This is a genomic window from Amycolatopsis sp. NPDC051071, from assembly GCF_040682875.1.
In the GTDB taxonomy this organism is placed as follows: Bacteria; Actinomycetota; Actinomycetes; order Mycobacteriales; family Pseudonocardiaceae; genus Amycolatopsis.
The window spans coordinates 1-11,320 of record NZ_JBFBBY010000214.1 but is presented as its reverse complement, the minus strand read 5'-3'; the positions used below and the strand labels follow the sequence as shown (position 1 = coordinate 11,320).

Annotated in this window: 12 protein-coding genes; 5 read left to right on the top strand and 7 right to left on the bottom strand. The window is 68.6% G+C overall.

Translation table 11 applies throughout. The annotated features are described in order from the left end of the window. Positions 1-130: 130 nt before the first annotated feature. From AB0M65_RS37295 to AB0M65_RS37265, 7 genes are all read right to left on the bottom strand, one after another. Positions 131-880, bottom strand: a complete 750-nt coding sequence (locus tag AB0M65_RS37295; RefSeq protein WP_364039038.1) for a phosphoglyceromutase — start codon at positions 878-880, stop codon at positions 131-133. A 455-nt stretch (positions 881-1,335) separates the two neighbouring features. Beyond that, complete coding sequence (locus AB0M65_RS37290; protein WP_364039035.1) at positions 1,336-2,247, bottom strand: DUF4349 domain-containing protein; 912 nt, start codon at positions 2,245-2,247, stop codon at positions 1,336-1,338. A gap of 66 nt (positions 2,248-2,313) precedes the next feature. Next, on the bottom strand, positions 2,314-2,829 hold the full coding sequence (locus AB0M65_RS37285; RefSeq protein WP_364039032.1) for a YbjN domain-containing protein: 516 nt from the start codon (positions 2,827-2,829) through the stop codon (positions 2,314-2,316). Continuing rightward, entirely contained in the window at positions 2,826-4,130 is a 1,305-nt protein-coding gene (gene mshA, locus AB0M65_RS37280; protein ID WP_364039029.1) for a D-inositol-3-phosphate glycosyltransferase, read from the bottom strand. Before mshA ends, AB0M65_RS37285 begins: the two co-directional genes overlap by 4 nt. A 21-nt stretch (positions 4,131-4,151) precedes the next feature. Then, on the bottom strand, positions 4,152-4,964 hold the full coding sequence (locus AB0M65_RS37275) for an alpha/beta hydrolase (protein ID WP_364039026.1): 813 nt from the start codon (positions 4,962-4,964) through the stop codon (positions 4,152-4,154). Positions 4,965-5,048: 84 nt separating this feature from the next. After that, a complete protein-coding gene (locus AB0M65_RS37270; RefSeq protein WP_364039023.1) occupies positions 5,049-6,227 on the bottom strand; it encodes an Ig-like domain-containing protein in 1,179 nt (392 codons plus the stop codon). Positions 6,228-6,543: 316 nt separating this feature from the next. Then, positions 6,544-7,608: a UDP-N-acetylmuramate dehydrogenase gene (locus tag AB0M65_RS37265; protein ID WP_364039020.1), complete on the bottom strand. Its 1,065-nt coding sequence runs from the start codon at positions 7,606-7,608 to the stop codon at positions 6,544-6,546. Between the two features lie 26 nt (positions 7,609-7,634). On the opposite strand from AB0M65_RS37265, the gene AB0M65_RS37260 reads away from it, so the two are divergent. The 5 genes from AB0M65_RS37260 to AB0M65_RS37240 all read left to right on the top strand — a co-directional run bounded on the left by AB0M65_RS37260 (position 7,635) and on the right by AB0M65_RS37240 (position 11,162). Next, positions 7,635-8,132 carry a DUF2505 domain-containing protein gene (locus AB0M65_RS37260; RefSeq protein ID WP_364039017.1) on the top strand — a complete coding sequence of 166 codons (498 nt, stop codon included), beginning with the start codon at positions 7,635-7,637 and terminating at the stop codon, positions 8,130-8,132. After that, on the top strand, positions 8,114-8,917 hold the full coding sequence (locus tag AB0M65_RS37255) for a class I SAM-dependent methyltransferase (RefSeq protein WP_364039014.1): 804 nt from the start codon (positions 8,114-8,116) through the stop codon (positions 8,915-8,917). The genes AB0M65_RS37260 and AB0M65_RS37255 overlap by 19 nt, the downstream gene beginning before the upstream one ends. Positions 8,918-8,995: 78 nt before the next feature. After that, a complete protein-coding gene (locus AB0M65_RS37250; protein ID WP_364039011.1) occupies positions 8,996-9,655 on the top strand; it encodes a DedA family protein in 660 nt (219 codons plus the stop codon). Next, positions 9,633-10,517 (top strand): formyltetrahydrofolate deformylase, encoded by an 885-nt coding sequence (gene purU / locus AB0M65_RS37245; protein ID WP_364039008.1) that lies wholly within the window; start codon positions 9,633-9,635, stop codon positions 10,515-10,517. Before AB0M65_RS37250 ends, purU begins: the two co-directional genes overlap by 23 nt. Positions 10,518-10,532: 15 nt before the next feature. Beyond that, positions 10,533-11,162, top strand: coding sequence for a pyridoxamine 5'-phosphate oxidase family protein (locus tag AB0M65_RS37240; RefSeq protein ID WP_364039005.1), 630 nt, complete (start codon positions 10,533-10,535; stop codon positions 11,160-11,162). Positions 11,163-11,320: the final 158 nt, after the last annotated feature.

The following is an 11,320-nucleotide window of genomic DNA, read 5'->3' as shown; positions in this document are numbered from 1 at the left end:
CCGTGCACCTCCCGCGTGTCGTTCTTGTCGTTCTTTGGGGGGTGGCCCCCCCCCCCCGGGTGGTCTTGGCGGGCCCCCCTCCTTTATTTGGTCCTATGGGGACCCCTCATGACACTTCGGGACCGGAAAGCTAGCGGCCCTGGTTCGCGACGGCGGCAGCGGCGTCCTTCGCGGCTTCCGGGTCCAGGTAGGTCCCACCGGCGGTGACCGGCTTGAGGTCGTCGGTCAGGTCGTAGCGCAGCGGGATGCCGGTCGGGATGTTGAGCCCGGCGATGGCGTCGTCGGAGATGCCGTCGAGGTGCTTCACCAACGCACGCAGCGAGTTGCCGTGCGCGGCGACCAGGACGGTCTTGCCCGCACGCAGATCCGGCACGATCTCGGACTCCCAGTACGGCAGCAGCCGCGCGACGACGTCCTTGAGGCATTCGGTCAGCGGGGCGGCGTCGCCGAGGTCGGCGTAGCGGGGGTCGCCCACCTGGCTGAACTCGTCGGCCGGGTCGATCGGGGGCGGCGGGGTGTCGTACGAGCGGCGCCAGAGCATGAACTGCTCCTCGCCGAACTCGTCCAGCGTCTGCTTCTTGTTCTTGCCCTGCAGCGCGCCATAGTGCCGCTCGTTGAGGCGCCAGTCGCGCTTCACCGGGATCCAGTGCCGGTCGGCGGCGTCGAGCGCCAGGTTGGCGGTCGAGATCGCGCGGCGCATCAGCGACGTGTGCACGACGTCCGGCAGCAGACCGGACTCGGCGAGCAGCTGCCCGCCCTTGCGTGCTTCCTGTTCGCCCTGTTCCGAGAGCGGCACGTCCACCCAGCCGGTGAACAGGTTTTCGGCGTTCCACGTGCTCTGTCCGTGCCGGAGCAGCACCAAGGTCCCAAGCTCAGCCATGCCGTTCAGCCTGCCAGAGCAGGCGAAAGGCGCGCGAACAGGCCCACTTGACCGAATCAGTTCGAAGATGTTCTACGGAGAGTGCGTTACCCCCGAGTAACACCTTCACTCGTCCAGAAGACGGAGTGTCAACAAGTCTGAATCACCGGTAAACAGGCTGCACTCCGTTATTCCCGTTTTTGGATTTCACTCGAACGGAGTAACCGGTAGTCTTGTGATTACAGGTGGAGATCTGACAGGTTGACTACGTCCCGCGCGGCCGGATTCCACGCACTCCCCGGCCCGTCGCGGGTGATCACCGCGACTCGTCTCCCCCCTGCCGAGTCGCGGCGCCCGCCGGCCCCGTTGGCATCCCCCTCGTCACCGGGTCCACCTTGGCGGGAACTTCAGCGGGGCGGCTCGAGATCGCGACTCCCCCCTCCCTCGAGCCGTCCCGCCTAGTCTTTTTCCAGGCCTTAATCCAGCGGCGGGGCGGACGGCAGATCCGACGCCCCGGCCATCGCGGGTTCCTGGACCCGGCGCCGCTTGCGCAGCCACCAGACCAGCGCGGCCGCGGGGACGCCGAAGACCAGCAGGAACGGCGCCATCGCGCCGAGCACGGTCAGCAGGCCGCCGCCGAAGGTCAGGAAAGCGTCCCAGCCACCGGTCAGCCCGCCGAAGAACCCGCTGCGCGATTCCTCCGCCGCCGCGACGGTCTCCGCCTTCACCTGCAAGGAAATAGTCGACATGGCGACACTTCCCGCCAGGCTCTCGCGACGCTTCAGAAGCGATTCGAGTTCGGCTTCGCGGCTCGTCAGCTCACTCTCGACCGAAGTGATCTCCGAAACCGAAGTCGCCCTCGCGAGCAGCGCGCGGATCCGCTCGACACTCGCCCGCTGGGTGGCCAGCCGGGAATCGACGTCGACCAGCTGCTCGGTCACGTCCGTCGCGGTGATCTCGCGCCTGATCTGCTTCCCCAGCTTGCCGAGCTGGTCCAGTACGCCGTCGAGACGTTCGGAGGGGACGACGACGTTGATCGTCGCGCGCGTCTCCTGGGTGCTCTCCTGCCCGGTGTAGCCCGCCGCGCCCTGGGTGAGGACGCGGACCTGCGAGATCACGTCGGCCACGTTCGGCGCGGTGAGCTCCATACTCGCCGTGCGCACCAGTTTGCGGTCGGCGATCCCCGGCTGCCCGGCGGGGACCGGCGCCTTCTCTTGTCCCGCCTTGCCCGCGCTGTCCTGGTTCGGAGCACCCTGATTGGGCGCCGCCTGCCTTCCATCGGCGGACATGGGCATCGCGGCGGATTCCCCGCCGGATTCGCTCGCCGAGCACCCCGCGAGGGCCAGCGCGACGCCTGCGGCGGCCACCCATCTCAATTGCCTGTACATGAATCCGTCTCCCTCCAGTGATGCGAAAGAGACGGAGCGGGCTTCAGTGCCGTTGCACCGTTCGGGTCACGAGTCGGTCAAGGCTCCCGGCTGATGTCCGTTCGCGGGCTCGACGAGATGTTTGAACGCCTCGAGGTTCGCCAGCGATTCGCCACGGGAGACGCGCCAGTCCCATTCGCGTTTGATCGATTCGGCGAATCCGAGTTCCAGTAGCGTGTTGAAGTCGCCGTCGGCGGCCTCCAGCACCTGTCCGAGGATCTTGTCCAGTTCGGCCTCGGTCACCGTGTCCAGGCCGAGCCTGCCGACCAGGTAGATGTCGCCGATCGCGTCCACGGTGTAATGCACGCCGTAGAGTTTCGCGTTACGGCGTAACAGAAAGCGGTAAACGTCCTCATGGGACTCATCGGGACGTCGGCAGACGAAGGCCTCGACGGCGAACGCGTGGTCCCCGGCGACCAGCCAGCAGTTGGTCTGCAGCTTCTTGGTACCGGGCAGCGTGACGAAGTACTTGCCCTCGCCGCGTTTTTCATACTTCAGGCCCGCATTGTCCAAAGAGGACTGTAGGGTCTCGTCGAGTGTCAAACCGCCACCTCCGTGCGCTGTTCCAGGGCACGCCGGAACGCGCCGGTGGCCTGAGCGTACGTGTCCAGCAGCCGGTCGGTCGTGCGACGCCAGGAAAAGCGCTGCGCGTGGACGACGGCGTTGGCCGAGAGTTCGGCACGCCAGCCCGGCCGCAACGCGACGTTCGCGAGCGCGCCCGCCCAATCCTTCGGATCGTGCGAGGGCACCAGCAGCCCGGAGACGCCGTGCGGCACGGCGACCGGCAGCCCGCCGACCTCGGCCGCGATCACCGGCGTCCCGCAGGCCTGCGCCTCCAGCGCGACCAGCCCGAACGACTCGTTGTAGCTCGGTACCGCCACGATGTCGGCCGCGCGGTAGACGTTGACCAGCGACCGGCCCGACTGCGGTGGCATGAACCGGGTCTGTTCCTCGATGCCGAGTGAAACGGCCAGCTCACGCAGGGCCTGCGGCTGCTCCAGCCCGGTCCCGGACGGGCCGCCGACGATCAGCACGACCAGCCGCGAAGCCAGCTCCGGCCGCTCGCGCAGCATTTCGGCGGCGGCCAGCAGGAGGACGTCGGGTGCCTTCAGCGGCTGGATCCGGCCCGCGAAGGCCAGCACGATCGCGTCCTGCGGCAGGCCGAGCGCCCGGCGCGCGGCCGACCGCGAACCCGGGGTGAAGCGGTCGAGGTCGACCCCCGGCGGGATGGCGTGCACGGCGTGCGGATCGGCGTCGTACAGCTCGATCAGCTCGCGGGCCTCGACGCGGGTGTTCGCGACCAGGCAGTCCGCCTCGGCCACGACCTGCTCCTCGCCGATCACGCGCGTGCGCGGCTCGGGCGTGTCGCCATCGGCCAGCGCGGCGTTCTTGACCTTGGCCAGGGTATGCGCGGTGTGCACGAGCGGCACGCCCCAGCGGTCCCTGGCGAGCCAGCCCGCCTGGCCCGAGAGCCAGTAATGCGAATGGATGAGGTCGTAGTAGCCGGGCTCGTGGAACGCCTCGGCCCGCAGCACCCCGGCGGTGAACGCGCACAGCTGCGCCGGCAGCTCGTCGCGGCCGAGCGGCTCGAACGGCCCGGCCGGGATATGCCGCACCAGCACCCCCGGCGCCAGTTCCGCGACCGGCGGCTGGTCCGAAGACGTCGCCCGCGTGAACACCTCGACCTCCACGCCTCGGCGGGCCATCTCGGTGGCCGTCTGGCTCACGTAGACGTTCATCCCGCCGGCGTCGCCGGTACCCGGCTGTTCCAGCGGAGAGGTGTGCAACGACAGCACCGCGACGCGCCTGGGCGCGGCATCGAACCCGTATGGAGGGAACGTCACCTGGTCAACACTCCTGAAGTCCTACTGATCGGCGAACCCGCGCAGCAGGCCACCGAACTCATCCGCCGCTTCGGCGAACGGCAGATGCCCCACCTCAGGTAACCAACGCAGGACGGCACCCTGAATCTTCCCGGCCGCGTATTCCGCTGCCGTCGGATCGATCACAGTGTCCGCGAGACCATGGATGATCAGCGCCGGTTTGTCCAGTTCGCGAAGTACGTCCTCACTCCCGACATCCCGCCGGAACAACGCGGAACGCACCGAAGGCGGGGTCGAGAGGCAGGCGCCGAGCAGTGACTGGGTCAGCGTCCCGGACACCGGGGCTGCCGTCATCCGCGCGCAGAACCGCACCAACGCGGGGATCGCGACCGACGGGTCGTCCGCGAGCACCGCCGGAAGGGCCTCGCTCATCGCCGGGCCGATCTTCCCGCCAGGCCGGTTCTTGCCGATCTCTGTGATGGCGCCCACAAGTACGACACCGCCAAGCCGTGCGGAACCGTGCACGCGGAGGTAGTCGGTGAGCACCAGCCCGCCGTAGGACCAGCCGACGACGATCGCGTCTTCACCGGCGAAGTCGAGCACGGAGGCCAGGTCCTCGGCCCAGACCCGCGGATCGTCGTAGCCCGCCGACGGGACCTCGGAGTCCCCGTGGCCACGCAGATCCATCGCGACCAGGCGGAACCGCTCGGACAACGCCGGATCCGCCAGCTGGGGCGCCCAGGCACGGGCGGACTGGGCCCACCCGTGCACGAACACGATCGGACGAGTGTTCTCGGCGCCTTCGACCCACAGGCCGATGCGCGTGCCGCCGTAGCCGACTACTTCGGTCTTCATACGTCGCACCTTATGAGGTCCCAGCTCAAGGTGCTTTTTGATCTTTTGAGCCGCGCGTTCGGCCGTCAGGCCCCAAGAACGTGGCTACTTGATCGCCGAGAGGGCCTTCCAGGACTTCCAGTCGTAAAACCAGTTCTTGACGTCGGATTTGGTCGGGCTGCCCAGCCGCGAGCCGGTGATCTCGACCGGGTCACCGATCATCGCCGAGTCGAAGTACTTCTTCGCGTCCGCTTCGAGCAGGTTCACGCAGCCGTGCGAGGTGTTGGCCCGGCCGATGTTCGACGCGTTGTCCTGGTTCTCGTGGATGTACTCGCCGTTGTTCGAGATCCGGCAGGACCACTTCTTGTTGACGTTGGTGTAGCCGTAGCGGGCGTTGTCGAACCGCGCCATCGGCTCCTTCGTCATCACGATGAACGTGCCGTTGGGCGTGTTCCGCTGCACGTCGCCGTCGAGCCCGTTCGAGCACGGGTAGCTCGCCGACTCCGCCCCACCGCGGTAGACCTTCATCGAGTGGTCCGGGGTGTTGATCTTGACGACCTGGTTGCGGCCGATCTTGAACTTGGTGGTGACGTCGGACTTGCCGTACGCGCCGCCGCCGAGCGCGACGCCGTAAAGCTTCGCTTCGACGTTGACGGTGATGTTGGCGGGCCAGTATTCCTTGGGCCGCCAGTCGACCTGGGTCTCCGAAAGCCAGCCCCAAGAGCCCTCGACGTCCTTGTCGGTCGTCACCTTGAGCGCCTTCTCGGCGGCCGCCTTGTCCTTCACCGGCGCCGCGAACTTCACGCTGATCGGCATCCCGACGCCGACCTCGGCGTTGTCGGTCGGGTTCAGCGTGGCGCGCACCTCCTTGGCCGGCTTGACCGTGGTGAACGTGCCCTTGAGCTCGGCGGGCTTGTTGTCACTGCCGGTGGCCTTCGCCGCGTAGGTGTACGTCTTGCCGTAGCCGAGTGACTCGGAACTGGTCCAGGTCAGCCCGTCGGGTGAAAGCTCACCCTTGACGTCCTTGCCGCCTTCGCCGGAGACCTTGACCTCGGTGAGCTTGCCGTCGGCGACCTTGACCACGACCGGCGTCAAGACGGACGCGTCCTTGGCGTCGACGGCGGGCTCCGCGGAGAGCTTGGCGACCGGCTGAGCGGGTGCCTCGCCTTCCCCGCCGCTGCCTTCCGGCTTGGGTGAGCCGCCTTCCTGACTGGAGCAGGCAGCAGCCAGCATGGCCGCACCCGCGGCGAGCGCGGCCTTGAACACCGTGCGCCGTTCGATCACCGTGAACCTCCCATTAGCCCTCTCGCGAGCGTCTACCCGCTCAGCGCCGAGGACCTCTCCGACGTTACCCGCGGCGACGGAACTCACCCCTCGCCCCACAGAGGGATAGACGCACGGGAGCGGCCCCGGGTTGTTCCGGCTTTACGGTTTGCATACCGAAACGCCTGGCCGCCGCCCCGTGAGTACCCCGAACCCGCCGCGTTTAGTCCTCTGGTTGCGGTCCTTGCGCGTGCAAGAACCGCAACTAGAGGACTAAACGCGAGGGGGCAGGCAACGTGGCGTGGTGTCCGGGCCACCCCAGGCACCACGAGGAGGGTCAGAGCGAGCAGTTGATGAGCAGGGGCTCCGGGTGCAGGGAGACGCCGAAGCGGGCTTCGACGCCGTCGCGTACTTCGCGCGCCAGGGCGAGGAGGTCCGCCGTGGACGCCTTCCCCCTGTTGGTGAGCGCGAGGGTGTGCTTGGTCGAGAGCGAAACCCGCCCTCCGGGCCCTTCGTGTCCCTTCGCGAACCCGGCACGCTCGATCAGCCACGCGGCGGACAGCTTCGTGCCACCGGGAGCCGGGTACCGCGGGACACGGACGTCCTCGCCGACGACGTCGAGAATCCCGGCCAATACCTTCGTGACCTGCGCTTCCCCGATGATCGGGTTGGTGAAGAACGAGCCGGCGCTCCAGGTGTCGTGGTCGTCCGCGTCGAGGACCATGCCCTTGCCGCGACGCAGCCCGAGGACGGCTTCGCGCGCTTCGGCCACCGGGACGCGGCCGCCGATTTCGACGCCGAGCGTGCGGGCGAGTTCGGCGTAGCGGATCGGGGCCGACAGGCCGTCTTCGGTGACGTTGAAGCGCACTGTGAGCACTACACCGGCGTCGGTCCCCTTCAGGATCGAGGTGCGGTAGCCGAAGCCGAGCTCCTCGGCGGTCAGCGTGCGGTTCTCGCGGGTGGCGCGGTCGTAGAGGTCGACCGAGACCAGCGACTCGGCCACCTCGCAGCCGTACGCGCCGACGTTCTGGATCGGCGTCGCGCCGACCGAACCGGGGATCCCGGAGAGGCATTCGAGCCCGCCGACGTCCTCGGCGACCAGGCCTTCGACGAAGGCGTCCCAGTTGTGCCCGGCAGCGACCTCGACGAGACCTCCGTCACGTGTCCAGCCGGTGTTGCCGACCTTCAGCAGCGTCCCCGCGAAACCTTCGTCGGCGACGACGAGGTTCGAGCCGCCGCCGAGCAGCAGGACCGGCTCGCCCGCGTCGTCGGCCTCGCGGACCGCGTCGACAAGGGCCGGCACCGTCGTCGCCTCGACGTAGCGCCGCGCCGGGCCGCCGAGCCGCAGCGTGGTGTGGTCGGCGAGGTCGACGTGCTGAGTGGGAGTTTCGGCAGTGCTCACGCCCACGAACGGTACTGTCTGGCGCCATGGCTTCCCGTATCGAGCACCGCACAGCGTTCTCCGCAGACCTCGCGACCACGTTCGACGCGGTCGCCGGCGAGGCGGCGCTGCGGGCGCGGCTCGAGCAGATCGGCGGGGACAACGCGGAGCTGCTGGAATACGCGGCGACCGAGGACGGCGTGCGCTACAAGCTGCGTCAGGGCATCAGCTCGGACAAGCTCCCGTCCGCCGTGCGGACGCTGCACCGGGGCGACCTCGTCGTCGAACGCGAGCAGATCTGGAAGGCCGCCGCGAACGGCTACACCGGTACGGCGACGGCGTCCGTGCAGGGCGTGCCGGGTGACATCTCGGCGAAGACGTCGCTGGCCGTCGAAGGCGGGCAGACGACGCTGGTCAACAGCGGCGAGGTCAAGGTGCGGATCCCGTTCGTCGGCGGGAAGCTGGAGAACGTGATCGCCGATCAGGTGACCAAACTGCTGGAGCGCGAGGCGGAGTTCGTCGCGAAGTGGCTGGCCGAGCGCTGAAACCCGTCGGGGCACCGACACGGGGGACGACCAATCCCAACCGGCTCCGCCGCGTCGACCGGTGGCTCGCGAGCGACGCCGGGGTGACCCGGCTGCTGCGCCGCGCGGACGAACCGCTGGTGGTGGACCTCGGCTACGGCGCCTCGCCGGTGACCACGGTGGAGCTGGCGCGGTGGCTGCGGACCGTGCGCCGCGACGTCCGGGTGCTGGGCCTGGAGCTGGACGCCGAACGGGTCGCCGTCGCGCAGGCCGCCGTCGACCGGCCGTGGCTGGACTTCCGGCGCGGTGGTTTCGAACTCGCCGGGTCGCGGCCGCGGCTGGTGCGCGCGTTCAACGTGCTCCGGCAATACGACGAGGCCGAGGTCGCCGGGGCCTGGTCGCTGATGCTGGACGCGATGGCGCCGGACGGGCTCCTGGTCGAGGGCACCTGTGACGAGATCGGCCGGTTGAGCACCTGGGTCACCGTCGGCCACGACGGACCCCGCGCGCTGACTCTTTCGGTGCACCTCGCCAGCCTCGAACGTCCGTCCACAGTGGCCGAACGACTGCCCAAGATTCTTATCCACCGCAACGTTCCCGGCGAACGTGTCCACGATCTACTGTCCACTTTGGATATCTGCTGGGCGACGGCGGCACCGCATCAGAACTTCGGGGTCCGCGCCCGCTGGTCGCACACCGTGGGCCTGCTCACCGCCCGGGGCTGGCCGGTGCTGAACCGGCCGTCGCGATGGCGGCTCGGCGAGCTGACCGTGCCCTGGTCCGCCGTCGCGCCCCGTGCGCCCTGACCAGTACCTCAGCGGGAATTCATCGGTATAACCCCACTCCGTCACCCCGACGCGACCTGCGGTGATCACCATGGGACCGTGGAACTGCTGGAGTACGTCACCGAACTGCTTCGGGGCACGCTGGGATCACCCTGGCTGTGGGTGATCGTCCTCCTCGTGTCCGGGTTGGACGCACTCCTTCCGTTCATGCCCAGCGAGACCACGGTCATCACCGTCGCCGTCCTCATCGGCCCGGATCTGCCGCAACTGGCGCTGCTCGCCGTGGTCTCCGCGCTCGGCGCCTGGCTGGGCGACTGCCTCGGCTACACCGTCGGCGCCGCCGCGGGCCCGCGCGCACTCGCCCGCCTGCAGCGGGGTCCCGAGGGCATCCGGCGCCACGAATGGGCGAAGATCCAGGTGCGGCGCAACGCCGTCCTGCTGATCCTCGCCGCCCGCTACCTGCCCGGCGGCCGCGTCGCGAGCGGGCTCGCCACCGGCAGCATGGGGTACCCGCCGCGTAAGTTCGTCCCGCTCGACGCCCTCGGTGCGAGCATCTGGGCGGTATACAGCGTCCTGATCGGTCTCGTCGGCGGAGCGGCCTTCGCGGACGAGCCGGAGAAGGGGCTTCTGCTGTCCTTCACGCTCGGTCTGGTGCTGGTCGGGGCGATTGAGATCGGGCGGCGCGTCCGGGTCCGCATCCTGACCCGGCGCCACGGCGCGGCCGAGACCGGCGACAATGGACTGTGTGTCGAACCCTGAACGCCGCTATGTGATCTCCTTCGGCTGCCCCGACCGCACCGGCATCATCGCCCGCATCTCGGGCTTCCTCGCCGAGCACGGCGGCTGGATCGTCGAAGCGGCGTACCACACCGACCCGGACACCGGCTGGTTCTTCACCCGCCAGGTCGTCCGCGCCGACTCGCTCCCCTTCGACGCCGCCGGACTGCGCACGCGCTTCGCCGACGTCGCGGAGTCGCTTTCGGCCGAGTCGAGCTGGCAGGTCAGCGACAGCGGTGAGCGACGCCGCGCGGTGATCTTGGTCTCCAAGGCCGGGCACTGCCTCTACGACCTCCTCGGCCGCGTCGCCTCCGGCGAACTGGACGTCGACGTCGCCGCGGTCATCGGCAACCACGAGTCACTGGGCGACATCACCCGCGCACACGGCATCCCGTTCCACCACGTCCCGTTCCCCGCCGGTGACGCCGCCGCCAAGGCGCCAGCGTTCGCCGAAGTGCGGAAACTGGTCGACGAGCACGACCCGCACGCCGTCGTCCTCGCCCGGTTCATGCAGGTACTGCCCGCGGAACTGTGCGAGGCCTGGGCCGGGCGGGCGCTCAACATCCACCACAGCTTCCTGCCGTCGTTCGTCGGCGCGCGGCCGTATCACCAGGCCCACGCGCGTGGCGTGAAGCTCATCGGCGCGACCTGCCACTACGTCACCGCCGACCTCGACGCGGGCCCGATCGTCGACCAGGACGTCATCCGCGTCGACCACGGTGACTCGGTCGACGACATGGTCCGCAAGGGCCGCGACATCGAAAAGGTGACGCTGGCGCGCGGGCTGCGGTGGCACCTCGAAGGGCGCGTACTGGTGCACGGGAACCGGACTGTCGTCTTCTGATGGTTCACTGAGGGCATGGGGATCTCAGAGATCAAAGTGATCGAATCGCGGGAAGCGCTGCGCGAGCACCTCGGCCACGCGGCCGAGAGGACTCAGCGGAAGATCCTGCCGCGGATCGACCAGCACGCGCGCACGCTGATCGAGCACTCGCCGTTCTATCTGCTGGCGACGGCGTCGTCCGACGGCACCTGTGACGTCTCCCCGCGCGGCGACCCGGCCGGTTCGGTGCTGGTGCTCGACGACGAGACGCTGGTGCTGGCGGACCGGCCGGGTAACAAGCTGCTCGACAGCCAGACCAACATCCTGGAGAACCCGCACGCCGGGCTGCTGTTCCTGGTGCCGGGGATGAACGAGACACTCCGGATCAACGGCCGCGCGAAACTGGTCGCGGACGCGCCGTTCTTCGACGACCTCGTGGTCAAGGGGAAGCGGCCGCAGCTGGCGATCATGCTCGAGGTCGAAGAGCTGTACCTGCACTGCGCCAAGGCTTTCCTGCGGTCTTCGCTGTGGAAGCCGGAAACCTGGCCGGAGCGGTCCAGCCTGCCGACCGCCGGCCGGATGTTCCGTGACCAGATGAAGCTGGACGTCACGGCGGAGCAGCTCGACGCCGCACTGACCGAGGGCGCCCTCACGACGCAGTACTGAGCGGCGCAAGTGTCAGGAAAGGGTCTTTCAGGACACTTTTTGTCCTGAAAGACCCTTTCCTGACACTTGGCGAAGGGTGCTGTCGCAAGAGATGTCATGAGGGGTCCCCATAGGACAAAATTTGTCCTATATTGGGACCACAAGGAAACCCCCGCGGC